Origin of the sequence: Limnohabitans sp. DCL3 (assembly GCF_048019295.1) — a bacterium.
Classification (GTDB): Bacteria; Pseudomonadota; Gammaproteobacteria; order Burkholderiales; family Burkholderiaceae_C; genus Limnohabitans_A.
Genome location: NZ_CP171842.1, coordinates 2,940,217 through 2,966,655 on the forward strand (window position 1 = coordinate 2,940,217; position 26,439 = coordinate 2,966,655).

Below are 26,439 nucleotides of genomic sequence, written 5' to 3' on the forward strand. Positions count from 1 at the left end.
GGCCAAAGTTAGAAGGCGCGCATGTTTTGCGCGAACCTTTGATTTTACGACCTTTGCCGCCACCCAAGCGCCAAGGCCACCACAGCGACACACCAGGCCCACAAGGGCCCAAGACCCCATGCCGACGCCCACATGGCGAAGGGCGTGCGGCCATTGCGCCCCTCGTACGACCCCACCAGACTGCCTCGGGTAAAGCGTGGCAGATCTGCGGTCACCCTACCGGCATGGTCGATGATGGCCGTGGCGCCAGTATTGGTGGCCCGCAGCATCGGACGGCCCAGCTCCATGGCCCGCATGCGCGAGATGTTCAGGTGCTGGTCAACGGCCAGCGTGTTGCCAAACCAAGCGATATTGCTCACATTGACCAACACCGTGGGCGCAGTCTTCGGGTCCTTGAAACGCAGCGCCAGCTCTTCACCAAACAAGTCTTCATAGCAAACATTGGGGGCCAGGCGCTGGCCTTGCCAAGCCAGGGCAGGCTGGTCGTGGCGACCTGCTTGGAAGTCGCCCAAAGGGATGTTCATCATGCGGATAAACCAGGCAAACCCTGGTGGGATGAACTCACCAAACGGCACCAAATGCGACTTGTCATAGCGGTAAGCCGGCAGGTCATCTGGCCCCAACGCCAACACCGAGTTGGTGTAGCCCTCCGCCAAACTGCCCAGGGGCACCCCCACCAGAGCCACTGCGCGGTCTGATTTGACGAAATGCTGTTGCAAGCCAGTCCAATAAGCTTCCGGCAAATGTTGCGGCAGCAACGGCATCGCCGTTTCAGGGGCCACCACCAACGGCTGCTGGCTGGCGCGCAGCTGCGCTTCATACCACTGCAGCGCATCCCGAATGCCACTGGCCCCATCAAATTTGGCCGTTTGAGAAATATTGGCTTGCAACAATTCGACCTGCCCTATCCCGGCCGTGGTGGTGAATACAGGCCCCCAAGCCTGAATGGCCCACGTCAAGACAGTCAGACCTGTCAGCGGTTTGAGCGCGCGCAAGCGCCAACCGGACAAAGCCAGGCGCATGGCCAGCCAGGCCGCCAGTGCGCCGATACCATAAACCCCGATCCAAGGCGCCCAAACCGACAGCAGGCCGTCAACATGCGCGTACCCACCCGCAGCCCAGGGGAAACCGGTGAACCACCGTGCCCGCATCAGCTCCGCCAAAGTCCACAAGGCGGCGAATAAAACACTGGCGGCTCCGGCGCGTGACCCCACCAGCCTTTGTGCCAAATTCACCCAGACGGCACACGCAGCGGCGTAATAGATCGCCAGAGCACTGGCCAAAGCCAGCACAGCCAGCACAGCCAAAGGGGCTGGCAAGCCGCCGACATCGTGCATGGACACAAACAACCACCAAAAGCTGCCCGCCAACCAAGCTGTGGCGAACAGGCCACCGAACCAAGCGGCTTGCACATGCCTCGACCGAGCGGCCTGACCGTGTCTGACCATTCTGGCCAAACCCGAGGCCAGCAAAGTCATGCTCAAAATTTGCAACCAACCCAGCGCCTGACCACTGCCCGGCATGGCGATCGATGCGGCCTGAGCGGCACCCGCCAATGCAGGCCAAACAATTTGCAGGCCGCGTGATGGATCGCGGCCCCCACTCACGCTTGGGGCCCGAGGGGGGTGACGGGTGACACCTTGAACCAGCGCACTGCGCCAGCCCGGGTGTGCAGGACCACAAACTGCAGACCCGCCAAGACGTATTTTTCACCTCGGCGCGGCACATGCCCCATCTCGTGGGCGATCAAACCACCGATGGTGTCGAATTCAGGTCCTTCGCTGTCCTCTCGCGCCGCTTGAAGGTCGACACTGAAGGCCTCACCCACCCGCTCCAGTGAGGTGTCACCACTGACACGGAAACTGCGGTCGGGCAGCCCAAAAATATCCCCCTCGTCATCGGCAATGTCGAACTCGTCTTCGATCTCACCCACAATTTGCTCCAGCACATCCTCGATGGTGATCAAGCCAGCCGTGCGACCAAATTCGTCAATGACGATGGCCAAGTGGTTGCGGTTGTCACGGAACTGCCGCAAAAGATCGTTCAAGCCCTTGCTTTCCGGCACAAATACCGCAGGACGCAACAAAGCACGGATATTCAGTTCAGGTGCCCGCTGCAATTTCAGCAAGTCCTTGGCCAGCAAAATACCAATGATGTTTTCTTTGTCGCCTTCGAAAACAGGAAAGCGCGAGTGCGCCGTCTCAATCACCTGGTGAAGCAACTGGTCAAAAGGGTTTTCGATGTCGAGCAAATCCATCCGGGGTGCCGCCACCATCACATCGCCCGCCGTCATGTCGGCCATCCGGATCACGCCTTCCAGCATCAGGCGACTTTCCGTGTTGATGATGTGGTTGTCCTCGGCTTCGGCCAAGGTTTCGATCAACTCATCGGTCGAGTCAGGCCCAGGGTGGATGAACTCGGCCAGCTTTTGCAAAAAACTTCGTTTGTCTTCGCGCTCAACATGGCGCGCAGGATGGGGGTCGGACACAGTCAGGGTTGCAGGACATGCGGTTATGGCGAAGCCTCTAGGATAGCGGATTCAAATGACAAACCAGGGCAGCTTGCCTGAGCGCGTGGCCTCCACAAAAAGCTGACGCCCTGATTCTCAGGGCCTGTGGGCAGCGTGACGTGCATCGCGCACACCTTGGCGAATCTCTTGCACCGTGGCCAACCAAGCCCGAAATTGCTGCGCCTGGTTTTTCAGCTGGTAATCCAACTCGGCCATTTGCTCCTGCATCAGCCCGCTCAACTGACTGTCCAAAGTGGCCTCTGGCAAAGACAGATACGCCTCGCTCTCGCCGCCATCTCGCTGCACCTTGGCACCAGCGCGTCGGGCAATTTTGAGCATCGCCACGTTTTCACTGAGGGCGTGAATGAACAACAGGCTCACCCCTTGGTTGCGTGCGTGCATCACCGCATGGTTGAACAGTCTCACGCCCAAGCCTCGCCCCCTTTGATGAGAGGACACAGACACCCCAAACTCGGCACAAGTGGCCCACTGCGGATCGACCGAATAGGCCAAATGGGCCAAGGCCACCAAAGCCAGTCGCCGGTTAAACACACCGAAAATCTCATCCCGGTCAAAGTTCAAACCGGCCACATAACGCGCAATCTGTTCATCGGTGGCGGGATAACCAAACCGCAGATAGCGGTCTTCAGGCGTGAGGGACAGCAAATGGGACAAGATACGCGGTCTGTGACGAGGTGACAAGGACCGGATCGGAATCCAACCGATTTGCCCCCCATCAGTGACCGAAGTGACGGCGTGCCAAGCGCCCACGACCGCCCGCCAGCGCAGCCCAAGCTGGTGCCAAAATCGTGTGCGAACGGGTGGTTGAGGGCTCATTTTGATTGCGGGTTTGCCCTTATTTTGCACCCGCCCACATGGCTTTGTCAGTACCGGTTATTTGTCGCCTTTGAGACCCTTTCGGGCACGACTCAGGACTTGCCCGATCACACCTTGCTGAGCAGGTGTCCACAATCGTTGCATCTAGGAGATTCGACGATGGAACGTATTTGGCTCAAAAATTACCCACCCGGCGTCCCGCACGACATCGACCCCAACCAATACAGCAGTCTGACCGACTTGCTGGAGTCGGCCTTTCGCGCTCATGGCGACAGTCCTTTTTCGGTCTGTATGGACCGTTGGATGAGCTACAAAGAACTGGATGAGCTCTCCAAGGCTTTGGGGGCTTGGCTTCAAAACAAAGGCTTGTCACCGGGCAGCCGGGTGGCGATCATGCTGCCCAACCTGCCACAATTTGCCGTGACCATGGCCGCCATCTTGCGGGCCGGCTACACCTGTGTGAACGTGAACCCCCTCTACACCGCACGGGAGTTGGAACACCAGCTGAAAGACTCCGGGGCCTGCGCCATTGTCATTTTGGAAAACTTTGCCGCCACTTTGCAAGAGGTGATCGAACACACTGCGCTGGAGCATGTGGTGCTGGCCTCCATTGGTGATTTACTGGGCCCTTGGTATGGCCGATGGATGACTTTCGCTGTGCGCCATCTGGCCAAAATGGTGCCCGAGTTCGAGTTGCCCTTAGCAAATGGCCTCAGCGTGACCCCCTTCAAGAAAGCCATTGCCCAAGGTCGACACCTGAATCTGAAACCCTCCGTCCAAACCCTGGATGACACCGCTTTTTTGCAGTACACAGGCGGCACCACGGGTTTGTCGAAAGGTGCAGTTCTGACGCACCGCAACATTGTGGCGGCCATGCTGCAAGCTGAAGGGTGGTTCACACCAGCCTTGTCCAAGGTAGGGGATCTGCGCAAAATCAACAGCATTGCGGCACTGCCGCTGTACCACATCTTTGCTTTGACCCTGTGTTTACTGGCCATTCGCCAGGGCTCGCACCTGACCTTGGTGCCCAACCCGCGCGACTTTGGCAAATTCATTGAAGTGCTCAAGCAGCGGCCCTTTCACATGCTGCCCGGTGTCAACACCTTGTTCAACGCCTTGATGCAGCACCCCATGTTCAAGACGATCGACTTCAGCTCACTCATGCTCACGCAGGCAGGCGGCATGGCGGCCTCTGAAGGCACAGCCAAACATTGGCAGGCAGCCACAGGCAGCGCCATGATTGAAGGATGGGGCATGAGCGAGACCTGTGCGATCGGCACCAACAACCCCGTCACGCAAAGCCATTTCAGCGGCAACATTGGCCTGCCACTCCCCAGCATTGACATCGCCATCAAAGACGATGACGGGCAAAGTTTGCCTGTAGGCAGCTCGGGGGAAATTTGTATACGCGGCCCCAACGTCATGCGGGGCTACTACATGCAACCCGAAGAAAACGCCAAAACCTTCACGGCCGATGGTTTCATGCGCACGGGGGACGTGGGCATCATGGACTCAGAGGGTTTCACCCGCATCGTGGACCGCAAAAAAGACATGATCATCGTGAGTGGCTTCAATGTGTTTCCGAGCGAGTTGGAAAACGTCATCTCGACCTGCCCCGGCGTGGTGGAATGCGCGGTCATTGGCATTGCCGACAGCATGCAAGGCGAAACCATTAAAGTGTTTGTGGTGCGCAACGATGCCATGTTGACGGAAGAGGCCGTCTCCCGCTTTTGCCATGAAAACCTGACCGGCTACAAACGACCCAAATACATCGAGTTCCGCGACGAGTTACCCAAATCCAACGTGGGCAAAATATTGCGGCGAGAATTGCGCAGTCACAAATAAAACTGGACCAACTCAAAAGCATGAACGCCCCGATGACTTTGCCTACAGGCGTGACTGTTTTTGAGCGCGGCTGGCTGTCGGCCAACAATGTGCTGTTGTGCGACCCGCACAGCACCACTCTGGTTGACACGGGCTATGTCAGCCACCAAGCCCAAACCCTGGCTCTGGTCGAGCACGCACTGCAAGGGCGTGCGTTGGACCAACTGGCCAATACGCATCTGCACAGTGACCATTGTGGTGGCAACCAGGCGCTGCAAGCGCGATACCCGGATTTGCGAACCTGGATCCCCCCTGGCTTAGCGCCAGAGATTCACGCATGGCGAGAAGAAGGGTTGAGCTACATGCCCACTGGTCAAAATTGCCCAGCCTTCACCTTCTCGGATTTGCTGCGGCCGGGTGAGCGCCACCGCTGGGGGAACATGGACTGGGAAGTCCACGCCGCGCCCGGCCACGATCCGCATTCGGTGATCTTGTATGCCCCTGAGCACCGCCTGCTGATGTCCGCCGATGCCCTGTGGCAAAACGGATTTGGCGTGGTGTTCCCTGAGTTGGCAGGCATCTCCGCTTTTGGCGAGGTGGCCCAAACACTCGACCTGATCGAACGACTCAACCCGGCCGTCGTGATTCCAGGGCATGGAGCGGTCTTCACAGACTTGGCCCCCGCTTTGAAGCTGGCCCGCAGCAAACTGGATGCTTTTGCGCAAAACCCCGAGCGCCATGCCCGCTACGGCACCAAGGTTTTGCTCAAATTCAAACTGCTTGAGTGGGGGCGCATCTCGAAAACTGATTTTTGCAACTGGGCTTTGCATGTGCCTTATTTGAATGACCTGCACCAGCGCTATGGGCAAGGTCATGAACTGTCGACCTGGCTTGACATGATGCTCGACGAACTGGCGCGCAGTGGTGCGCTGGAAATGCACGATGGTGTGCTGCTCAACGTTTGAGCACACAAACAAACCCATGGAAATAAAAAAATTGACTTATATTTCATTTTGAAATATAATTTCCGCGTTATCTGTGGTGTTTTCCAGCCATCTTGACGCAAGCGATGGACACCGCCCTTTCGTCCCCCCCGAGATGACCACGCTCCGATCGCTTGGCGCAGATTGAGCCACTTTCCCCTTAGGCTCGCCTTTCCCCAACCCCCATAAACGTGCTCAGGCCAACCAGCCAGAACACTTTTCCCGGTGGGATCTTTTTAGAAACCACCTTCTCCCGCATGCAGGGATGACCTTCAACCTTGCACGCCATCTCTCTGAAAGGCTCAACCATGAGCAGCAAAATTTACGTGGGCAATTTGCCTTACACCATTGATGACGCCAGCTTGCGTCAAAACTTCTCTGAATTTGGCGGCGTTTTGTCTGCCAAAGTCATGATGGACCGCGACACAGGTCGCTCCAAAGGTTTTGCATTTGTTGAAATGTCCAGCGCCGAAGAAGCCCAAGCCGCCATCACAGGCCTGAATGGCATGTCGGTCAGTGGCCGCTCCATCGTCGTGAACATCTCTAAGCCCAAAGAGCCCAGCACCGGCTATGGCAGCGGTTACCGCGACACTCGCAACTGATCATTCCGGTCACCCACAAAAAAGCCGCTCAGTTCACTGGAGCGGCTTTTTTGCTTCTGTACAAAGTAAATCGCCAAGAAAAAACCGTTGCCCCTTTCGGAGACAACGGTTCTTATTTGGTGGCCTGGGACGGAATCGAACCATCGACACGCGGATTTTCAATCCGCTGCTCTACCAACTGAGCTACCGGGCCAAGAGCATTATTGTAGCAGATTTGGGATCGGATTGTTCACATGCCAAACACAAATCAGCCCTGTCTTTTGCTGCGGGACAAGTCGACGCCCAACTGCTTGAGCTTGCGGTAAAGGTGCGTACGCTCAAGGCCCGTCTTCTCCGCCACCTTGGTCATAGACCCCGCTTCATGGGCCAAGTGGTATTCGAAATAGGCCTTCTCAAACGCATCGCGCGCTTCTCGCAGTGGGCGATCAAGGTCAAAGGTTTGCGCAACCTCCAGGGTCCCACCAAAAACTTCGGCACTGACTGCGCTTGACGAAACAGGCAGTGCTTGAGATGTATGGGCATCGTGCGCGGCCTTTTTGACTTGGTCGCGCGCCAAGCCTTGCTCAACTGCGGAAAGCAATTTTTGCAAGGTGATGGGTTTTTCCAGAAAGGCCTGAGCGCCGATTTTGACGGCATCCACGGCCGTGTCGATGGTGGCGTGCCCACTCATCATGATGACCGGCATGTCGAGCAACCCTGTGGCAGCCCACTCTTTCAAGAGACTCACACCATCTGTGTCGGGCATCCAAATGTCCAACAAGACCAGATCCGGTCGCATGCGAAGACGCGCTTCTCGCGCCATCGCGGCATTCTCAGCCAATTCAACTTGATGGCCTTCGTCAAACAGGATTTCAGAGAGCAGGTCACGAATACCCAGTTCGTCATCGACCACCAAAATATTTGCCATAGCGTCTGTGTTGTCTCTGTTCAATAAATAGGTGGATGTGCACGGGATATCGTGGGATCCAAGGCGAATGATAACGAGACTTGGGCCCCTTGAATTTCGCCATCGCGCAGCGCATTCCCCAACTCAACTTTGGCCGCATGGTCATCGGCGATTTTCTTGACCACCGCCAAGCCCAGACCCGTCCCTTTGGCCTTGGTCGTGACGTAGGGCTCGAAGGCTCGCTTGAGGATATTGGGCTCAAAACCAGGACCTGAATCCGTCACGGTCAAACGAACCCGGCGACGATCAGCTTGCCACTCTGTGCGCAAACCCACACGTGCGTTATGCGGCACCAGGCCTTTGACCTCGCAGGCGTCCTGTGCGTTTTGCAGCAAGTTGTGAATGACCTGTCTGAGTTGCTGGGCATCCCCCATGATCGGCGGGCACGCAGGATCAAGCTCAGTGATGACCACTGCACGGTGCACCTGATCGGTCGGCTCATTGGCATACAAGACCATCAAATCGGAAATCAGGTCATTGAGTTGTACGGGCTGCAATTCTGCAGATGGCAGGCGCGCATAGTCACGGAATTCATTGACCAGGCGTTTCATGGCATCCACTTGGTCTACGATGGTTTTGACTGATTTTTGAAGCACGGCGTCGTCTTGCGCATCGAGTTTTCCGATGAGTTTGCGTTGCAGCCGCTCTGCCGACAATTGAATGGGTGTCAAGGGATTTTTGATCTCATGGGCCAAGCGCCTGGCCACCTCACCCCAAGCTTGGGCTCGCTCGGCCGAAACAATTTCAGAGATGTCGTCAAACACCAACAGGCGCATGCCGTCAGGCAGCAGGGCCCCTCGGGCCAACAAGGTCACCGCTGTTTCTGTCAATCCTTGACCGGTGGCATGGATTTCGAAAGACTTTTGCCAGTGATCCAGCTCATGGGCGTCCTTGTCCAGGCGCAGCACGGCAAACTGCTCGGCCACATCTCGGGCAAAAGTCGCCAAGTTCGGCAAACTGAGCAGGGGTAGCCCTTGATGCGCAGCCACGGGCACACGCAAAATGCGTGTGGCACCCGGATTGGTCGACTGGATCACGCCGTGCGCATCGAGCACCATGACCCCTGCAGTCAAATTGTCCAAGATGGTCTGCAAGTTGCCGCGCGCAGTGTCAAGTTCAACCAAACTGCGTTGCACATGGGTACGGGCATCCAACAGCTGTTGCGTCATGTCCGCAAATGATCGGGTCAAACCACCCAATTCATCTTTACCCTGCAAGGCGAGCTTGGGCGTCAAGTCACCCGAAGCCACTTGACGCATGCCCAAAGCCAACAACAACAAAGGGCGTGCCAGTTGGTTACCGAGGACCACAGCCAACAAAATGGCGCCCAACACAGCGAGGAAAAGGCTGAGGGTCAAGGTCCCGATGTACATGCGGCGCAAGCCATCTCGAGCCAACGCTCTTTCCTGGTACTCGCGATAAGCTGCCTGCACCTCCAAGGCGTTGTTGACCAAGGTGGGAGGGAGCTCTTGTGTCAGCTGCAGCAAGCGACGGTCCTCTTCAAAAGAAAGACCAGCTTGGGGCAACAAGACCAATACTTTGATGCGTCCCATGTCCACACCAGGTGTGTTCTCGTCAAACCCTTCGACCCACTCCACACGTCCTTTTTGCCGCGCCTCTTTGATTTGCTGGGTGGGTGGACGCTCAGGACGGATCTGGAACCTCGACTGTCCTGCGCTGGCCACCATGCGGCCGCTGGTGGCCCACAACACAGCATCCGTGACACCGAGTTGCTCTCTCATTTTTTCCAAAGCAATGCCTGCACTCACGTCAGGCACGCCGCTCAACTGTGTGGCGGCCACACGGGCTTGCTTGGACAGGTCTGAGCTCAAGGTGTCCAAAGTGGCCCGCCCCAGATTCAGTCCAGCCACCAATGCCGTCTCGACCTTGACATCGAACCAACTCTCAATCGAGCGAGAGACAAATTGGTACGACACCACATAAATCAGCAAGCCTGGCACCACGCCGACCAAAGCAAAAATGGCCGCCAACTTCACCAGCAAACGCGCACCAAATTGCCCACGCTGGAGTCTGAGCAGCAGCCGTGCCGCACCCCACACGATCGTGGCCAACAAGCCACTGGCCACGATGGCGTTGATGAGGGTCAGCCATTCATAATTTTGGTTGTAGCTTTCGCGGTTGCCCGTGGCCTGCGTCATCAACACGATCAGTCCCAAGCCAATCACCGCCATGGCCGATGTGCCCAAGACCAACAACCAACGATTGGTGCGAGAAGCTGCCTTGGCCTGTTTTTCTGAGCGCTTGTTGAATCTGCGCATGTCAACGAACCAAATCAGCGCTCAGCCGCATTTGCTTGGCCACACTCAAGGACCATTCGGCCTGATTGCCGGCGGCAATCTGAAATGGGCGGGGCAGTTGGGAGATATCCAACCAAAATCGGTAAGCGATGTATTGGCGAGCATCCGGCGTCAGATCAGACATGTCGGCAATTTTCAGGCCTGACTGACGCCTGATCACGGCCAAAGCATCCGACAACTTGTCAAAACTCTGCGAGATACTCCCAGCGAGCCCGGCACCCGAAATGGGCTCATTGGAAACATTCAGCCGCCAACGGCGCGTCAGCGGTTGGAAAGCCAATCGGTAGTAACGACTGACCGCCCCCACTTTGCGGTCATACCAGTACCAGCGGTCGCGCATCAGCTCGGCCTCGGCCACAAAATGAACCGCCAACCCTTTGATCAAGGCATCTTCAACGGCTGGCGCCAACTCCAGCTGGATCTGAGCAGTCAAATAAAGCGCGGCATCACGGCGCTCGGTGCGCAACTCCGTCAGTTCTGCCAGCGAAGTTTGCGCGCCACTTGAAGACGCAAGCAAGAGCCAGGCCCCCAGGACCCAGCCACCCCACCGCCAGAGCTCAACCTTGGCGTTTTTCCAGCAGTGCGTAATAAAACCCATCGTGTTCACCCAAGGGATTGTGAACGACCGGCACGCCTGCTGGGGGCTGACCGGGTATCAAATGCCCCGGAGAAGGCCGTAATTGGGCTTGTGTGTTGCGCTGAAGAAACGCTTGCACGGTTTCATCGCCTTCGGTCTTGAAAACGGAGCAGGTGCAATACAACATTCGGCCACCAGGTTTGAGCAAAGGCCACAGTGCCTTGAGCAAGGCGGCTTGCGTTTTGGCCAACTGAGCGCTGTCGGTCGGTCGGCGCAACCAACGCACATCCGGGTGCCTGCGCACGATGCCCGATGCCGTGCAAGGTGCGTCCAACAAAATCGCATCGAAAAGTTGGCCAGTCCACCAAGTCGAAGGCTGGCCTGCATCTGCGGCCAACACCTGCCCGTGGACACCCAAGCGGTCAAGGTTTTGATGAATGCGCTCGCAGCGCGAGGCATCGACATCCAGGGCCGTGACTTGGGCGTTGGGGAACAGCTCCAACAAATGCCCGGTTTTGCCACCCGGTGCAGCGCACGCGTCCAAAACCCGCCACGCGCCCGTGGCCTCCATGTCCTGCATCAACAAGGGGGCGGCCAACTGTGCAGCGGCGTCTTGCACCGACACATGGCCATCAGAAAACCCGGGAAGAAGATGAACAGGCATGGCTTTAGACAGTTGTAGCCCTTGCCCCCCCACAGCCTGGGATGACACCCCCAAGGCATGGAGTTGCTCTTGGTACCCTGCCACAGTCTGATGCCGTGTGTTGATCCGAAGCGTCAAGGGGGCCGGCTTTTGGGCCTGGGTCAGCAGCGTCTGCCAATGCGCGGGGTGATCCGCCTTCAAGCGCTCCACCCACCATGCTGGATGGTTCCATTGCGCCTGATCGTCATCGTCTGTGCGCTGCACCAAGACCTCGCGCTCGCGCATGAAACGCCTCAAACAAGCGTTGACAAACCCACTTTGCGCTTGCGTGGCACGTTGCTGCCGTGCCGCTTCCACCGTTTGATTGACCAAGGTGTGGATGGGGTAAAACGCTTCGGCATCGTTCCAACACAAGGCCAAGGCACTGCAGAGCAAGGCATCGACGGCAGGCGGTGGTGTTTTGTTGGCCAAGAGTTGCCTCAACGCCATCGCGCGCCCCAATTGTCGGAGCACCTGAAAACTCAAGGCTTGCACGCCGGGTCTCAGTTCGGCGGGAACACTCTCGAGTTGCGCTGTGAGAGAGCGCCCTTGCCGTGTCGCTTGCACGGCGGCCGCAGTCGCTTGCAACAACCGCCAAAGCGGCGCTGATTGTGACGGCGATAGGGGTGCGTGAATGGGGGTGTTTTGTTGCATCGTTGAACTTCATTCAGGCATCAGCCTACGCCCACCGACAAATCCATTCTGGTGGCTGGTTGGAGGCGCAATCGCTTGGCCAGCCACCCTGCCGGTTGCATGGCCAGAGCGTCGTTGTAGGCAGCCACCGCCACGTGGTAAGGAATCAGCGCAGCAGGCAATGTTTGTCGCATCCTTTTCAATGCAATTTCCAAATCGGGTTTGATCGCCTCATTGTCTTTGAGTAACAAAGCACGAATTTCAAGCACCACCTTTTGGTGAAGTGCCAACACTTGCTTTTGCCCCTCAACCGCGAGGGGCTGCAAACGCGCCTGAAGCAAGGCTTCCATCAACTCATCACAAGCCACTTGCAGTGTATGCAGCTCTCCCTCGCCACCCTCCACCGCAACGACCAAGGATTGGCGTGCCGCAATGCCGCCTTGCAGCCGAACCAGCAATCGCAACCAAACGGCATCGACACTGCCCCATTGGCGAACCACTTCGGCGCGCAATCGCACCAGACGGTTGTGTGCGCCGACCGCCCAAAACAAGGCCATCGCCATCAGCACGCCAAAGATCACCGCTTCCATGCTTGCACCCTAGTTGAGCCTTCACCATAAAAACAGCCCCTGACCGCGAAACGGTGCAGGGGCTGTTCACATCGTTCACCGGATGAGGGGTGAACGCATCACTCAGACGGCTTCGCCGGCATCGGTGACGGTGTCTTCCGTCGACTCGCCAGCCAAGTCCGCCGCTTCTGCATCGGCAATGGCTTTGCGTTCGGCATCGTCCATGGCGTCCTTGACAGCACGGGCTTTGTGATAAGCCAAACCTGTACCGGCAGGGATCAAACGACCCACGATGACGTTTTCCTTCAAGCCGCGCAGTTCGTCGCGCTTGCCCATGATGGCCGCTTCGGTCAACACACGGGTCGTTTCTTGGAAGGAAGCGGCCGAGATGAACGAGTCGGTCGACAAAGAAGCCTTGGTGATACCCAGCAACAAGTTGCTGAATGTCGCGGGGATCTTGCCTTCGGCTTGCAGTGCATCGTTGGTGTTGAGCATTTCGGAACGTTCGACTTGCTCACCCGAGATGTAGGTGGACTCACCAATGTTCTCGACCACCACACGGCGCAACATCTGACGAACAATCACTTCGATGTGCTTGTCGTTGATCTTCACGCCTTGCAAGCGGTAAACGTCCTGCACTTCGTCCACGATGTAACGGGCCAGCTCTTCAATGCCCAACAAGCGCAAGATGTCTTGTGGGTCGGCTGGGCCGTCCACAATGCTTTCGCCCTTGTTGACCACTTGGCCTTCGTGCACCAAGATGTTCTTCTCTTTGGGGATCAGTTCATCCCAGACCTTGCCTTCTGGATCGGTGATCTGCAAACGGACTTTGCCTTTGGTCTCTTTACCAAACGACACGGTACCGGTGATCTCAGCGAGCATGCCTTTGTCTTTGGGCGTACGGGCTTCGAACAATTCGGCCACACGGGGCAAACCGCCAGTGATGTCTCGGGTCTTTTGACCTTCGACCGGGATACGGGCCAGCACTTCACCTGGGCCCACATCCATGCCGTCGCGCACCTGGATCAGCGAGCCGATCTGGAAGCCAATCGTCACCGAATGGTCGGTGCCGGGGATCTTGACTTCTTTGCCAGCGGCGTCGATCAACTTCACCTGTGGACGGATGACCTTGGCCGCACCACGGCGCTTGGGGTCAATGACCACCAAGGTGGACAAACCGGTCACTTCGTCGAGCTGCTTGGCCACGGTCAAGCCTTCTTCGACGTTCTCGAACTTCACCTGACCGGCAAATTCCGTGATGATCGGGCGAGTCAATGGATCCCAATTGGCAAGAATAGTGCCGGCCTTGATGGTCTGGTCGGCTTTGATCGACAAGATGGCACCGTAAGGCACTTTGTGGCGCTCACGCTCACGGCCGTGTTCGGTGATGACAATTTCGCCTGAACGGGAAATGACCACCAACTCACCTTTGGTGTTGGTCACATAGCGCATCGTGGCATTGAAGCCGATGGTGCCGTTGGACTTGGCTTCCACGCTGGAGGCCACCGCCGCACGCGAAGCCGCACCGCCAATGTGGAAGGTGCGCATGGTCAGCTGAGTACCGGGTTCACCGATGGACTGGGCAGCGATCACACCGACAGCTTCACCGTTGTTGACCAGGCCACCACGGCCCAAATCGCGGCCGTAGCACTTGGCACACAAGCCAAAGCGTGTTTCGCAAGTCAGTGCTGTGCGCACTTTGACTTCGTCCACACCGGCGATTTCCAGTTCCTCAATGAGGTCTTCGTCGAGCATCACACCCGCTTCGGCCAAAACAGCGCGGTTTTCTGGGTGCAACACATCTTCTGCCACAGTGCGGCCCAAGATACGGTCACGCAATGACTCGATGACTTCACCGCCTTCAACGATGGCGCGCATCAGCGAACCGTCAGAAGTGCCGCAATCGAGCTCGGTCACGACCAAGTCTTGGGTAACGTCCACCAAACGACGGGTCAGGTAACCCGAGTTGGCGGTCTTCAAAGCCGTGTCGGCCAAGCCTTTACGTGCACCGTGTGTCGAGATGAAGTACTGCAACACGTTCAGACCTTCGCGGAAGTTGGCCGTGATGGGGGTCTCGATGATGGAGCCGTCAGGCTTGGCCATCAGACCCCGCATACCCGCCAACTGGCGAATCTGCGCCGCGGAACCACGGGCACCGGAGTCGGCCATCATGTAAATCGAGTTGAACGATTCTTGATCGACTTCATTGCCATGGCGGTCGATGGTCTTTTCTTTGCGGAGTTGGTCCATCATCACCTTGGAGACCACGTCACCCGCTTTGCCCCAGATGTCCACCACCTTGTTGTAGCGCTCGCCAGCGGTCACCAAACCGGAGACGTATTGCTGCTCGATGTCTTTGACTTCTTTTTCTGCAGCTTCAATGATGGCGGGCTTCTCTGGCGGCACCAACATGTCATCGATACCGATCGAAATGCCGGCGCGTGTGGCCAAGCGGAAACCGTTTTGCAAGAGCTTGTCGGCGAACACCACGGTCTCTTTCAAGCCGCACTTGCGGAAAGACGTGTTGATCAGCTTGGAGATTTCCTTCTTCTTCAGCGCCTTGTTCAGGTTGCTGAAGGGCAGGCCCTTGGGCAGGATTTCCGACAGCAAGGCGCGGCCCACTGTGGTTTCTACCATGGACACGGACGAGGTGAATTCACCCGTCGCTTTGTCTTTGGTCCACTCGGTCATGCGCACGTTGATCTTGGCGGTCAACTCGACAGCGTTGGCGTCCAGGGCGCGCTGCACTTCACCGATGTCGGAGAAGATCAGGCCTTCGCCTTTGGCGTTGATGCGGTCGCGGGTCGCGTAATACAAACCCAGCACCACGTCTTGCGACGGCACAATCGATGGCTCGCCAGATGCGGGGAACAAGATGTTGTTCGAGGCCAGCATCAAGGTGCGGGCTTCCATCTGCGCTTCCACCGACAAAGGCACGTGAACGGCCATCTGGTCACCGTCGAAGTCGGCGTTGAAGGCCGCGCAAACGAGGGGGTGCAACTGAATGGCTTTGCCTTCGATCAGCAAGGGCTCAAAAGCCTGAATGCCCAAACGGTGCAGCGTAGGCGCACGGTTGAGCATCACGGGGTGCTCTTTGATGACCTCTTCCAGGATGTCCCACACCACAGGGGTGCCGGCTTCGACTTCTTTCTTGGCGGCCTTGATGGTGGTCGCGATGCCCATGGCTTCGAGACGCGCAAAGATGAAGGGCTTGAACAACTCGATGGCCATCAACTTGGGCAAACCGCACTGGTGCAGCTTGAGGGTTGGGCCCACGGTGATGACGGAACGACCCGAGTAGTCGACGCGCTTGCCCAGCAAGTTCTGGCGGAAACGACCGCTCTTGCCTTTGATCATGTCGGCCAAAGACTTGAGCGCACGCTTGTTGGCGCCGGTCATGGCCTTGCCGCGGCGGCCATTGTCCAGCAAGCTGTCCACGGCTTCTTGCAGCATGCGCTTTTCGTTGCGCGCAATGATTTCGGGCGCTTTCAATTCCAGCAAACGGCGCAGACGGCTGTTGCGGTTGATCACGCGGCGGTACAAGTCGTTCAGGTCGGAGGTCGCAAAGCGGCCACCGTCCAGTGGCACCAATGGACGCAAGTCCGGTGGCAACACGGGCAGCACTTCGAGCACCATCCAACCGGGCTTGATGCCCGACTTCTTGAAGGCTTCCAGCACTTTGAGGCGCTTGGAGTTCTTCTTGACTTTGAGTTCGGAGCCTGTCAAGTCACCACGCAGGCGCTCGATCTCGCTTTCGATGTCAATGCCTTCGAGCAATTCGCGAATGCCTTCAGCGCCCATCTTGGCCGTGAATTCATCGCCGTACTCTTTGACTTTGGCGTCATAGTCGTCTTCGGACATGATGCCGAACTTCTTGAGGGGCGTCATGCCGGGATCGGTCACGACATACGCTTCAAAGTACAGCACGCGTTCGATGTCGCGCAGCGTCATGTCGAGCACCAAACCCAAGCGCGATGGCAAGGACTTCAAGAACCAGATGTGGGCGCAAGGTGCGGCCAGGTCAATGTGACCCATGCGCTCGCGGCGAACTTTGGTTTGTGTGACTTCAACGCCACACTTCTCGCAGATGACACCGCGGTGTTTGAGGCGCTTGTACTTGCCGCACAAGCATTCGTAGTCTTTGATGGGGCCAAAAATCTTGGCGCAAAACAGACCATCGCGCTCGGGCTTGAAGGTGCGGTAGTTGATGGTTTCCGGCTTTTTCACTTCGCCGAAAGACCACGAACGGATCTTCTCGGGCGATGCCAGACCGATGCGGATCGCATCGAAATGGTCATCGGGCGTGAACTGCTTGAACAGGTCGAGTAGTGATTTCATGGTTTAAATCCTTTGCCTGTGAATTAAGAACGCTCGAGCTCGATGTCAAGGCCCAGCGAACGGATTTCCTTGACCAGCACGTTGAACGATTCGGGCATGCCCGCTTCGATGGAGTGTTCGCCTTTGACGATGCTCTCGTACACCTTGGTACGGCCTTGCACGTCGTCAGACTTCACGGTGAGCATTTCTTGCAGAACGTAAGAGGCGCCATACGCTTCCAGCGCCCACACTTCCATCTCACCGAAACGCTGACCACCGAACTGCGCCTTACCACCCAGCGGCTGCTGTGTGACCAAGCTGTAAGGACCGGTCGAGCGGGCGTGCATCTTGTCGTCCACCAAGTGGTGCAGCTTCAAGAAGTGCATGTAGCCAATGGTGGTTGGACGGTCAAAGGCATCGCCTGTGCGACCGTCAAACAAATTGGCTTGTGTGCGTGTGGCGGTCAGACCCTTGGCTTTGGCCAGGTCTTCTGGGTAAGCCAGGTGCAGCATCGCGCGGATTTCCTCTTCGGCAGCACCGTCGAACACGGGTGTAGCGAATGGGAAACCTTCTTTGAGGTTGCCGGCCATGGCCAGCACCTCGTCGTCGCTCAGTTGCGACAGGTCTTCCTTGCGGCCCATGCTGTTGTACAACTGCTCGAACAGCTTGCGCAGTTCCGCAATCTTTTCGATGCGCTGGGTTTCGGCTTGCAGCATGTTGCCAATGCGCTGACCGATCCCTTTACCGGCCCAGCCCAAGTGAACTTCCAGCACCTGACCCACGTTCATCCGTGAAGGCACGCCCAAGGGGTTCAACACGATGTCGGCAGGTGTACCGTCGGCCATATACGGCATGTCTTCAACGGGAACGATCTTGGAGACCACACCCTTGTTACCGTGGCGACCAGCCATCTTGTCACCAGGCTGCAGGCGACGCTTGACGGCCAAATAGACCTTGACCATCTTGAGCACGCCAGCTGGCAACTCATCGCCTTGGGTCAATTTCTTGCGCTTTTCTTCAAACGACAAGTCAAAGCTGTGGCGGGTCTGCTCCAGCGAGTTCTTGATGGACTCCAGTTGCATGGCCACGTCGTCTTCCGCTGGTCGGATGTCGAACCAGTGGAACTTTTCAACCGACTCCATGTAGGCTTTGTCGAGCTTGGTGCCTTTGGCCAACTTTTGAGGTCCGCCATTGGCCACACGGCCCACCAGCAACTTCTCGATACGGTCAAATGCGTCGGCCTCCACAATGCGCAACTGGTCATTCAGATCCAAGCGGAAACGCTTGAGTTCGTCGTCAATGATCTGCTGGGCACGCTTGTCACGCACGATGCCTTCACGGGTGAAGACCTGCACATCGATCACCGTGCCTTGCGAGCCTTGATCCACGCGCAACGAAGTGTCTTTCACATCGCTGGCTTTTTCGCCGAAGATGGCGCGCAACAGTTTTTCTTCTGGCGTGAGTGTGGTCTCGCCTTTCGGTGTGACCTTGCCCACCAAGACGTCGCCGGGCTGCACTTCTGCACCCACGTAGATGATGCCGGAATCGTCCAGACGGCCCAGTTGCTGCTCGGACAGATTGGGGATGTCGCGCGAAATTTCTTCGGCGCCCAGCTTGGTGTCACGGGCCATGACCACGAGTTCTTCGATGTGGATCGAGGTGTAGCGGTCTTCCGACACGACACGCTCAGAGATCAAGATCGAGTCTTCGAAGTTGTAGCCGTTCCATGGCATGAAAGCGATCAGCATGTTCTGACCGATGGCGATTTCGCCCAAGTCGGTCGATGCACCGTCGGCAATCACGTCACCCTTGGCCAGCTTGTCGCCACGCTTGACGATGGGGCGCTGGTGGATGTTGGTGTTCTGGTTGGAACGCTGGTACTTGATCAGGTTATAGATGTCCACACCCACTTCGCCAGCCAGGGCTTCAGCGTCGTTCACGCGGATCACGATGCGGGTGGCGTCCACGTAGTCGACGATACCGCCGCGAGTGGCCGTGACCACAGTGCCCGAGTCGACCGCTGCAACGCGCTCGATGCCGGTACCGACCATGGGCTTTTCAGGACGCAAAACAGGCACCGCCTGACGCGACATGTTGGCACCCATCAAAGCGCGGTTGGCGTCATCGTGCTCCAAGAAGGGCACGAGCGAAGCAGCCACGGACACGATCTGTGCGGGCGACACATCCATGTATTGGATGCGCTCGGCACCACACAAAATGGATTCACCTTTTTCACGGGCAGAGACCAATTCACCGATGAGTTTGCCGTCTTTGTCCAATGCGGCATTGGCCTGGGCAATGACGTACTTGCCTTCTTCGATGGCCGACAGGTAGTCGATGTTCATCGTGACTTTGCCGTCGATCACTTGGCGGTACGGGGTTTCGATGAAACCGTACTCGTTCAAACGGGCGTACAAAGCCAGCGAGTTGATCAAACCGATGTTTGGACCTTCAGGTGTCTCGATAGGGCAAACGCGACCGTAATGGGTCACGTGCACGTCTCGCACTTCAAAGCCTGCGCGTTCGCGGGTCAAACCACCTGGGCCAAGGGCCGAAACACGACGCTTGTGGGTGATCTCAGCCAACGGGTTGGTCTGGTCCATGAACTGCGACAGCTGGGATGCGCCGAAAAACTCTTTGAGTGCAGCCGAGATGGGCTTGGAGTTGATCAGGTCATGCGGCATGAGCGGCTCTTGCTCAGCTTGGCCCAAACGCTCTTTCACGGCTTTTTCGATACGCGCCAAACCTGTACGGTATTGGTTTTCAGCCAATTCGCCCACGCAACGCACGCGGCGGTTACCCAAGTGGTCGATGTCATCGACTTCGCCATTGCCGTTGCGCAAGTCCACCAAAATCTTGACCACAGCCAAGATGTCTTCATTGGTCAACACCATCGGGCCTGTAGAGTCAGGGCGCCCCACTCGGGCGTTGAACTTCATGCGGCCAACGCGTGACAAATCATAAGTGTCGGGGTTGTAGAACAAGCGCTGGAACAGGGCTTGAACGGCGTCTTCGGTTGGCGGCTCGCCAGGACGCATCATCCGGTAGATGGCCACGCGTGCTGCAAATTCGTCAACGGTTTCGTCAATGCGCAGAGTTTGCGAAATGTACGCACCTTGATCCAACTCGTTGGTGTAAATGCAAGGCAGGTCCTGGATGCCCGATGTGCGCAGCTTTTTCAGCAGTGCTTCGGTCAACTCTTCGTTGGCCTTGGCAATGATCTCGCCCGTGTCTGCCTCAACAATGCTGCGTGCGACCACGCGACCCAACAGATAGTCTTCTGGCACGCTGATGTGCGTGGTGCCCGATTGCTCCAGTTCACGGGTGTGACGCACGGTGATGCGTTTGTCTTTGGCCACCACGACTTTGCCGGACTTGTCGGTGATGTCAAAACGCGCCACTTCGCCGCGCAGACGCTCGGCCACAAATTCCATTTGTGCACCGCTGTCCATCAGACGGAAGTTGTCGTTGACGAAGAAGTTCGCCAAGATCGACTCCGGGTTCAAACCGATGGCCTTGAGCAAAATCGACACCGGCATCTTGCGACGACGGTCAACGCGGAAATACAGAATGTCCTTCGGGTCAAACTCGAAGTCGAGCCACGAACCACGGTAAGGGATGATGCGCGCGGAAAACAGCAATTTGCCCGAGCTGTGGGTCTTGCCTTTGTCGTGTTCAAAAAACACACCAGGAGAGCGGTGCAACTGAGACACGATCACGCGCTCTGTGCCATTGATGATGAAAGAGCCTTTATCGGTCATCAGGGGCACTTCGCCCATGTAAACCTCTTGCTCTTTGACTTCCTTGACCACTTTATTTTGTGAAGTCGACGAATCACGGTCGTAAATGATGAGCTGAACGCGCGCGCGCACAGCCGAGGAGAAGGTCAGACCACGGGTCTGGCATTCGCGCACATCAAACGCAGGTTTGGCGAGGTTGTACTCGACAAATTTCATCTCCACAAAACCATTGTGCGACACGATCGGGAATGCCGACTCAAATGCGGCTTGCAAGCCCTCGTGCGTACGTTTGGATGAAACAACACCTGCTTGCAAGAAGGACGTGTAAGCGTCTTTTTGCATTTGCAACAGGTAAGGAACTTCGAGCACGCTTTCGCGGCTGCCGAAACTTTTGCGGATTCGCTTGCGTTCGGTGTATGAATAGGCCATGAGATCTCCGGGCTTGATCTTTCAGAACTGTATGCTGTGTGAGTTTTGGACTCGCACAACGGGCTTGGCGGCTGGCCTCTACCAGCTTTGGCGGACGATTGCGCATTGCACGCAACCCGAACCAAGGGTCTTCTGCAGTCGGGTCAGAAGACACTGAAAAACAGCTCAGCATGAGCGGCTTTTCGGTGTGCTCTTCAAGCACCAAAGGCTGGAGGCCCTTTCGGGCACTCCAGCCTTGGAACAAAACCGAATTACTTGAGTTCGGCCTTGGCGCCAGCTTCTTCCAGCTTCTTCTTGGCGGCTTCAGCGTCAGCCTTTGGCAGACCTTCTTTGACCGCTTTGGGAGCGCCGTCCACCAGGTCTTTGGCTTCTTTCAAGCCCAGACCCGTGATTTCGCGCACAGCTTTAATGACGGACACTTTGTTGGCGCCGGCTTCGAGCAACATGACGTTGAACTCAGTCTTCTCTTCAGCAGCAGCAGCAGCACCGCCACCAGCAGCAGCAGGAGCGGCCATGGCGGCAGCGCTCACACCAAACTTCTCTTCGATGGCTTTCACCAGATCGTTGAGTTCCATGACCGTCATGCTGTCCAGCGCGGTCAAAAATGCGTCTTTATCGAATGCCATTTTTATTTCCTAACAATTGGTTAAAACACGAACGCTGGCCTTAAGCGGCAACAGCTTCGCCTTCGCCTTTTTTGGCCGCCAACGCACCCAGCACAACGGCTGTACGCGACATGGGCGACATCAACAAGCCACACAACTGGGCCAACAAAACTTCTTTCGAAGGGATGCTTGCCAATTGCTTAACGCCGTTCACGTCCAAAGCTTTGCCTGCGAATGCACCTGCACGAATGACCAACTTGTCATTGGTTTTCGCGAAGTCGGCCACCACCTTGGCGGCAGCCACTGCATCTTCAGAGAAGCCATAGATCAGCGGACCGGTCATCTGGTCAACGACAATTTCAAACTGCGTACCTGTCACAGCACGGCGAGCCAAAGTGTTTTTCAACACTGTCAGCGAAACGCCGAGGCTGCGAGCTTTGACGCGCAGGTTGGTCATGTCAGCGACCGTGATGCCACGGTATTCCGCCATCACAAGCGTTTGAGCTTTACCGGCGAGGTCGGTCACTTCGGAAATGACCGCTTCTTTCTCACTGCGATTCAGACTCAAGGTCTACTCCTTTTTATGTGTTTTTCGGGTGACCCCTAGAACACGCCTATTTGCAGCGACCAACTGTTCAGGATCTTCATCCATCTGCAGCGGGATCGCCATCTGCGTTGGCCCAAACATTCAAGTGAACTTGTTTGTTTGTTGATTAAGCACACCCGGGTGTGCACCAACGGTCTTGGATGGCCCGAAACCTGTTTACACAAGTTTCAGCCCACCACATTGAGTCGCCCCAAAGGTCGACTCAAATTTTTCGCCATCACGCTGCGATGGATTGCGTGTCGACGCGCACGCCCACACCCATGGTCGAAGACACGGCCACTTTGCGCAGGTAAACACCCTTGCTGGTGGCTGGCTTGGCTTTCACCAAAGCTTCGATCAAGGCAGCCAAGTTGCCTTGCAACTTGTCGGTGTCGAATGAGCGACGACCGATGGTGCCGTGCACGATACCGGCTTTGTCAACGCGGAACTGGACTTGACCCGCCTTGGCGTTGCGCACAGCTGTTGCGACATCAGGGGTTACGGTGCCGACTTTGGGGTTGGGCATCAGGCCACGTGGACCCAGGATTTGACCCAATGTACCCACAACGCGCATGGCATCTGGAGCAGCAATCACAACGTCAAAAGGCATGTCGCCCGCTTTGACGCGTGCAGCCAAATCGTCCATACCGACCACGTCTGCGCCAGCAGCCAGCGCTTCTTCAGCTTTGGCGCCTTGAGCGAACACGGCCACGCGTGCGGTTTTACCGGTTCCGTTAGGCAGCACAACAGCGCCACGAACCACTTGGTCAGATTTCTTCGCATCGATGCCCAACTGAACGGCCACGTCAATGGACTCGTCGAACTTGGCGGTCGCGCACTCTTTGACCATGGTCAAAGCATCGGCCAAAGCGTACAACTTCAGGCTGTCAACTTTGCCAACGAGGGCTTTTTGTTTTTTAGTGAGTTTGGACATTTACACGCCCTCCACATTCACGCCCATGGAACGGGCAGTACCAGCGATGGTGCGAACAGCTGCGTCCATGTCGGCAGCAGTCAAGTCTTTCATCTTGGTTTTGGCAATCTCTTCCAGCTGAGCGCGGGTGATCTTGCCCACTTTTTCCAGACCTGGCTTGGTCGAAGCCTTGTCCAGCTTCAGTGACTTCTTGATCAAAGTGGCCGCTGGCGGTGTTTTGATGATGAAGGTGAAGGATTTGTCTGCAAACGCAGTGATGACCACGGGCAATGGCAGACCCGGCTCGACGCCTTGGGTCTGGGCGTTGAACGCCTTGCAAAATTCCATGATGTTCAGACCACGTTGACCCAGTGCTGGACCAATAGGTGGTGATGGATTGGCTTTACCAGCTGGCACTTGCAGCTTGATGAAGCCGACGATTTTTTTCGCCATGCTTTTCTCCTTGCGGGTTTTAACGCTCAAAACCAATTGGTTTTGGGCTCCCCGGGGTTAACGACTCTGGAATATTGTCGGGCGCCGAGTCGGGTAGCGCCAAACAGAGAATTGAGAAAAAACCGATCAGGTTTTTTCGACTTGTCCGAACTCCAACTCAACAGGTGTGGCGCGACCGAAAATGGTCACCGACACACGCATCTTGTTGCGCTCGTAGTTGACTTCTTCCACCGTGCCATTGAAATCGGTAAATGGGCCTTCTTTGACGCGGATGTACTCACCCACTTCAAATTCAACCTTGTGGCGGGGTTTATCCGTGCCTTCTTGCATCTGGCTCACGATTTTCTGGACATCGGCCTCGGAGATGGGCGCGGGGCGGTTTTTCGCGCCTCCCACAAAGCCCGTGACTTTGTTGGTGTGCTTGACCAAATGCCAAGTCTCGTCGTCCATGACCATTTCCACCAACACATAGCCTGGGAAAAATTTCCGCTCGGTGGTTCGTTTTTGACCGTTTTTGACTTCGACGACCTCCTCAGTTGGCACCAAAATGCGGCCAAATTTGGTGTCCATACCAGAACGCGCAATGCGTTCAATGATGTTGCGCTCCACCGCCTTTTCCATGCCGGAATAAGCGTGAACCACATACCACTTCAAGTCGGGGTTGGTTGATGAACCCGCCATTGGCGCGTTGACTACAGCATCGTTCATTATTTTTTCCAACCAAGAATCAGATCGTAGAAAACCCATTCCAGAGTTTTGTCGGTGAGCCACAAAAACAGCGCCATCACCACCACAAAAGCAAAAACATAAGCCGTGATTTGCATGGCTTCTTTGCGCTCGGGCCAAACAACTTTCTTGACTTCGCGCACAGCATCGCGACCAAAAGCGATCAATTGACGCCCAGCCTCCGAAGTGAAGAATACAGCCACCGCTGCCAGCAAGCCAACCAACAAGCCAGCCCATTGGACCCAACCACCTCGGCCAGCCAACATGTAAAAGACCACGAGTGCGCCAATGACCAAGGCGACAGCCAAGGCCACCCGCATCTTGTCTCCCGCAGCATTCACAGTTTGAACTTCAGACGTTGCCATACGGCTTGTAACCTTAATGGAGACCTCGATGACCGAGACCCCTTATCAGACAAGGAAGCCCGCTAGGCTATAGCGGGCTTGGAAATCCACCATTTCAGGTGGCAGGGGCAGTAGGAATCGAACCTACAACCTTCGGTTTTGGAGACCGACGCTCTGCCAATTGAGCTATACCCCTACAGAAAATGATCAGGCGATGATCTTGGCAACGACGCCAGCGCCAACCGTGCGGCCACCTTCGCGAATGGCGAAGCGCAAGCCTTCTTCCATCGCAATGGGGTTGATCAACTTCACCGTGATCGACACGTTGTCACCTGGCATCACCATCTCTTTGCCTTCTGGCAATTCGATCGCGCCGGTCACGTCCGTTGTACGGAAGTAGAACTGAGGACGGTAGTTGTTGAAGAAAGGCGTGTGACGGCCACCTTCGTCTTTGGACAAGACATAGATCTCGCCCGTGAAGTGGGTGTGCGGCTTGATCGAGCCGGGCTTGCACAACACTTGGCCGCGCTCGACGTCTTCGCGCTTGGTGCCGCGCAACAAGATACCGACGTTGTCACCGGCTTGACCTTGGTCCAGCAACTTGCGGAACATCTCCACGCCTGTGCAAGTGGTCTTGACCGTGTCTTTGATACCCACGATTTCGATTTCTTCGCCGACTTTGACGATACCGCGCTCGATACGGCCAGTCACCACGGTGCCGCGGCCAGAGATGGAGAACACGTCTTCCACGGGCATCAAGAAGGCACCGTCCACTGCGCGGTCAGGCGTAGGGATGTAAGTGTCCAAAGCGTCGGCCAACTTCATGATGGCTTGCTCGCCCAGAGGGCCCTTGTCGCCTTCCAGTGCCAGCTTGGCGGAACCTTGCACGATGGGGGTGTCGTCGCCTGGGAAGTCGTACTTGGACAACAACTCGCGCACTTCCATCTCGACCAGCTCCAACAACTCAGCGTCGTCGACCATGTCGCACTTGTTCAAGAACACGATGATGTAAGGCACGCCAACTTGACGGGCCAACAGGATGTGCTCACGGGTCTGAGGCATGGGGCCGTCAGCAGCGGAGCAAACCAAAATCGCGCCGTCCATCTGGGCAGCACCCGTGATCATGTTTTTCACATAGTCAGCGTGGCCTGGGCAGTCCACGTGTGCATAGTGACGGTTTTCTGTTTCGTACTCAACGTGCGCAGTGTTGATCGTGATACCACGAGCCTTCTCTTCGGGCGCCGCGTCGATCTGGTCGTACGCTTTGGCAGCACCGCCGAACTTGGCAGCCAACACGGTGGTGATGGCGGCAGTCAGCGTGGTTTTGCCGTGGTCAACGTGACCGATGGTGCCCACGTTCACGTGGGGTTTGGTCCGTTCGAATTTCTCTTTTGCCATATCTTTGACTCCGAAAAGTAGCGGTCAACAACCAAGACAGAGGGCGCACAACTCGCATTGCGCGCCCCAAAACTGGTGCCCTTGGCGGGAATCGGACCCGCGACCTCTCCCTTACCAAGGGAGTGCTCTACCACTGAGCCACAAGGGCGAAACTTCTGACAAACCCAAGCAATTGATGGAGCGGGAAACGGGAATCGAACCCGTGTCATTAGCTTGGAAGGCTAAGGTTCTACCATTAAACTACTCCCGCATTACCGGCGACGCACGAGTGGATGCAACGCCAATGCTTGGAACCATTTCCAAATGCTCTCATCAACTGCCTGATGACAGTTTGCTGGTGGAGGAGACTGGATTCGAACCAGTGTAGGCGTAAGCCAACAGATTTACAGTCTGCCCCCTTTAGCCACTCGGGCACCCCTCCAGAAGCGAGTCTTAGATTATGCCATCT

The 26,439-nt window shown here is 56.6% G+C and carries 20 protein-coding genes and 5 tRNA genes; 3 read left to right on the forward strand and 22 right to left on the reverse strand.

Features of this window, described 5'->3' with window-relative positions; genetic code table 11:
• Positions 1 to 44: 44 nt before the first annotated feature.
• The 3 genes from lnt to ACHEXK_RS13265 form a co-directional block, all read right to left on the reverse strand.
• Positions 45 to 1,607: an apolipoprotein N-acyltransferase gene (lnt, locus tag ACHEXK_RS13255; RefSeq protein ID WP_416546788.1), complete on the reverse strand. Its 1,563-nt coding sequence runs from the start codon at positions 1,605 to 1,607 to the stop codon at positions 45 to 47.
• The gene (locus ACHEXK_RS13260; protein ID WP_416546789.1) at positions 1,604 to 2,488 is read right to left on the reverse strand and encodes an HlyC/CorC family transporter; all 885 of its coding nucleotides are present in this window, start codon (positions 2,486 to 2,488) and stop codon (positions 1,604 to 1,606) included. Before ACHEXK_RS13260 ends, lnt begins: the two co-directional genes overlap by 4 nt.
• Positions 2,489 to 2,605: 117 nt before the next feature.
• Entirely contained in the window at positions 2,606 to 3,280 is a 675-nt protein-coding gene (locus ACHEXK_RS13265; RefSeq protein WP_416548953.1) for a GNAT family N-acetyltransferase, read from the reverse strand.
• A 225-nt stretch (positions 3,281 to 3,505) separates the two neighbouring features.
• Here ACHEXK_RS13265 and ACHEXK_RS13270 point away from each other — a divergent pair, with 225 nt between their 5' ends.
• The 3 genes from ACHEXK_RS13270 to ACHEXK_RS13280 all read left to right on the forward strand — a co-directional run bounded on the left by ACHEXK_RS13270 (position 3,506) and on the right by ACHEXK_RS13280 (position 6,755).
• A complete protein-coding gene (locus ACHEXK_RS13270; protein WP_416546790.1) occupies positions 3,506 to 5,191 on the forward strand; it encodes an AMP-binding protein in 1,686 nt (561 codons plus the stop codon).
• 20 nt (positions 5,192 to 5,211) lie between these two features.
• A complete protein-coding gene (locus ACHEXK_RS13275; RefSeq protein WP_416546791.1) occupies positions 5,212 to 6,135 on the forward strand; it encodes an MBL fold metallo-hydrolase in 924 nt (307 codons plus the stop codon).
• Positions 6,136 to 6,461: 326 nt separating this feature from the next.
• The gene (locus ACHEXK_RS13280; protein WP_019425964.1) at positions 6,462 to 6,755 is read left to right on the forward strand and encodes an RNA recognition motif domain-containing protein; all 294 of its coding nucleotides are present in this window, start codon (positions 6,462 to 6,464) and stop codon (positions 6,753 to 6,755) included.
• Between the two features lie 117 nt (positions 6,756 to 6,872).
• Here ACHEXK_RS13280 and ACHEXK_RS13285 read toward each other — a convergent pair.
• From ACHEXK_RS13285 to ACHEXK_RS13375, 19 genes are all read right to left on the reverse strand, one after another.
• Positions 6,873 to 6,948: transfer RNA gene (locus ACHEXK_RS13285), tRNA-Phe, on the reverse strand.
• Between the two features lie 54 nt (positions 6,949 to 7,002).
• Positions 7,003 to 7,662, reverse strand: coding sequence for a response regulator (locus ACHEXK_RS13290; RefSeq protein ID WP_416546792.1), 660 nt, complete (start codon positions 7,660 to 7,662; stop codon positions 7,003 to 7,005).
• 20 nt (positions 7,663 to 7,682) lie between these two features.
• Positions 7,683 to 9,980 carry an ATP-binding protein gene (locus ACHEXK_RS13295; protein WP_416546793.1) on the reverse strand — a complete coding sequence of 766 codons (2,298 nt, stop codon included), beginning with the start codon at positions 9,978 to 9,980 and terminating at the stop codon, positions 7,683 to 7,685.
• A gap of 1 nt (position 9,981) precedes the next feature.
• A complete protein-coding gene (locus ACHEXK_RS13300) occupies positions 9,982 to 10,536 on the reverse strand; it encodes a DUF4390 domain-containing protein (protein WP_416546794.1) in 555 nt (184 codons plus the stop codon).
• Positions 10,537 to 10,576: 40 nt separating this feature from the next.
• A complete protein-coding gene (gene rsmB, locus ACHEXK_RS13305; protein WP_416546795.1) occupies positions 10,577 to 11,932 on the reverse strand; it encodes a 16S rRNA (cytosine(967)-C(5))-methyltransferase RsmB in 1,356 nt (451 codons plus the stop codon).
• A 20-nt stretch (positions 11,933 to 11,952) separates the two neighbouring features.
• On the reverse strand, positions 11,953 to 12,501 hold the full coding sequence (locus ACHEXK_RS13310) for a hypothetical protein (protein WP_416546796.1): 549 nt from the start codon (positions 12,499 to 12,501) through the stop codon (positions 11,953 to 11,955).
• A gap of 102 nt (positions 12,502 to 12,603) precedes the next feature.
• On the reverse strand, positions 12,604 to 16,818 hold the full coding sequence (gene rpoC / locus ACHEXK_RS13315; protein ID WP_322993675.1) for a DNA-directed RNA polymerase subunit beta': 4,215 nt from the start codon (positions 16,816 to 16,818) through the stop codon (positions 12,604 to 12,606).
• Between the two features lie 23 nt (positions 16,819 to 16,841).
• On the reverse strand, positions 16,842 to 20,966 hold the full coding sequence (gene rpoB / locus ACHEXK_RS13320) for a DNA-directed RNA polymerase subunit beta (protein WP_416546797.1): 4,125 nt from the start codon (positions 20,964 to 20,966) through the stop codon (positions 16,842 to 16,844).
• A gap of 251 nt (positions 20,967 to 21,217) precedes the next feature.
• Entirely contained in the window at positions 21,218 to 21,592 is a 375-nt protein-coding gene (gene rplL, locus ACHEXK_RS13325) for a 50S ribosomal protein L7/L12 (RefSeq protein WP_090140537.1), read from the reverse strand.
• Between the two features lie 40 nt (positions 21,593 to 21,632).
• Entirely contained in the window at positions 21,633 to 22,139 is a 507-nt protein-coding gene (rplJ, locus tag ACHEXK_RS13330) for a 50S ribosomal protein L10 (protein WP_416546798.1), read from the reverse strand.
• Positions 22,140 to 22,395: 256 nt separating this feature from the next.
• Positions 22,396 to 23,091, reverse strand: coding sequence for a 50S ribosomal protein L1 (gene rplA, locus ACHEXK_RS13335; RefSeq protein WP_100120360.1), 696 nt, complete (start codon positions 23,089 to 23,091; stop codon positions 22,396 to 22,398).
• Positions 23,092 to 23,523: a 50S ribosomal protein L11 gene (gene rplK, locus ACHEXK_RS13340; RefSeq protein ID WP_100120361.1), complete on the reverse strand. Its 432-nt coding sequence runs from the start codon at positions 23,521 to 23,523 to the stop codon at positions 23,092 to 23,094. It abuts the gene before it with no gap.
• Between the two features lie 126 nt (positions 23,524 to 23,649).
• On the reverse strand, positions 23,650 to 24,231 hold the full coding sequence (gene nusG / locus ACHEXK_RS13345; RefSeq protein ID WP_416546799.1) for a transcription termination/antitermination protein NusG: 582 nt from the start codon (positions 24,229 to 24,231) through the stop codon (positions 23,650 to 23,652).
• Positions 24,231 to 24,614 (reverse strand): preprotein translocase subunit SecE, encoded by a 384-nt coding sequence (secE, locus tag ACHEXK_RS13350; protein ID WP_416546800.1) that lies wholly within the window; start codon positions 24,612 to 24,614, stop codon positions 24,231 to 24,233. The genes nusG and secE overlap by 1 nt, the downstream gene beginning before the upstream one ends.
• Positions 24,615 to 24,713: 99 nt before the next feature.
• A tRNA-Trp gene (locus tag ACHEXK_RS13355) sits at positions 24,714 to 24,789 on the reverse strand.
• A gap of 11 nt (positions 24,790 to 24,800) precedes the next feature.
• Positions 24,801 to 25,991: an elongation factor Tu gene (tuf, locus tag ACHEXK_RS13360; protein ID WP_089951874.1), complete on the reverse strand. Its 1,191-nt coding sequence runs from the start codon at positions 25,989 to 25,991 to the stop codon at positions 24,801 to 24,803.
• A 73-nt stretch (positions 25,992 to 26,064) separates the two neighbouring features.
• Positions 26,065 to 26,139: transfer RNA gene (locus ACHEXK_RS13365), tRNA-Thr, on the reverse strand.
• Between the two features lie 28 nt (positions 26,140 to 26,167).
• Positions 26,168 to 26,241: transfer RNA gene (locus ACHEXK_RS13370), tRNA-Gly, on the reverse strand.
• An 85-nt stretch (positions 26,242 to 26,326) separates the two neighbouring features.
• A tRNA-Tyr gene (locus ACHEXK_RS13375) sits at positions 26,327 to 26,412 on the reverse strand.
• Between the last annotated feature and the right edge of the window lie 27 nt (positions 26,413 to 26,439).

Coding starts and splice junctions, on each gene's coding strand:
- tuf (WP_089951874.1), bottom strand. CDS start 25,991: ATGGCAAAAGAGAAATTCGAACGGACCAAACCCCACGTGAACGTGGGC.
- ACHEXK_RS13270 (WP_416546790.1), top strand. CDS start 3,506: ATGGAACGTATTTGGCTCAAAAATTACCCACCCGGCGTCCCGCACGAC.
- rpoC (WP_322993675.1), bottom strand. CDS start 16,818: ATGAAATCACTACTCGACCTGTTCAAGCAGTTCACGCCCGATGACCAT.
- rpoB (WP_416546797.1), bottom strand. CDS start 20,966: ATGGCCTATTCATACACCGAACGCAAGCGAATCCGCAAAAGTTTCGGC.
- ACHEXK_RS13280 (WP_019425964.1), top strand. CDS start 6,462: ATGAGCAGCAAAATTTACGTGGGCAATTTGCCTTACACCATTGATGAC.
- ACHEXK_RS13310 (WP_416546796.1), bottom strand. CDS start 12,501: ATGGAAGCGGTGATCTTTGGCGTGCTGATGGCGATGGCCTTGTTTTGG.
- rplA (WP_100120360.1), bottom strand. CDS start 23,091: ATGTCCAAACTCACTAAAAAACAAAAAGCCCTCGTTGGCAAAGTTGAC.
- rplL (WP_090140537.1), bottom strand. CDS start 21,592: ATGGCATTCGATAAAGACGCATTTTTGACCGCGCTGGACAGCATGACG.
- rsmB (WP_416546795.1), bottom strand. CDS start 11,932: ATGCAACAAAACACCCCCATTCACGCACCCCTATCGCCGTCACAATCA.
- secE (WP_416546800.1), bottom strand. CDS start 24,614: ATGGCAACGTCTGAAGTTCAAACTGTGAATGCTGCGGGAGACAAGATG.
- ACHEXK_RS13275 (WP_416546791.1), top strand. CDS start 5,212: ATGAACGCCCCGATGACTTTGCCTACAGGCGTGACTGTTTTTGAGCGC.
- ACHEXK_RS13290 (WP_416546792.1), bottom strand. CDS start 7,662: ATGGCAAATATTTTGGTGGTCGATGACGAACTGGGTATTCGTGACCTG.
- rplK (WP_100120361.1), bottom strand. CDS start 23,523: ATGGCGAAAAAAATCGTCGGCTTCATCAAGCTGCAAGTGCCAGCTGGT.
- ACHEXK_RS13295 (WP_416546793.1), bottom strand. CDS start 9,980: ATGCGCAGATTCAACAAGCGCTCAGAAAAACAGGCCAAGGCAGCTTCT.
- nusG (WP_416546799.1), bottom strand. CDS start 24,231: ATGAACGATGCTGTAGTCAACGCGCCAATGGCGGGTTCATCAACCAAC.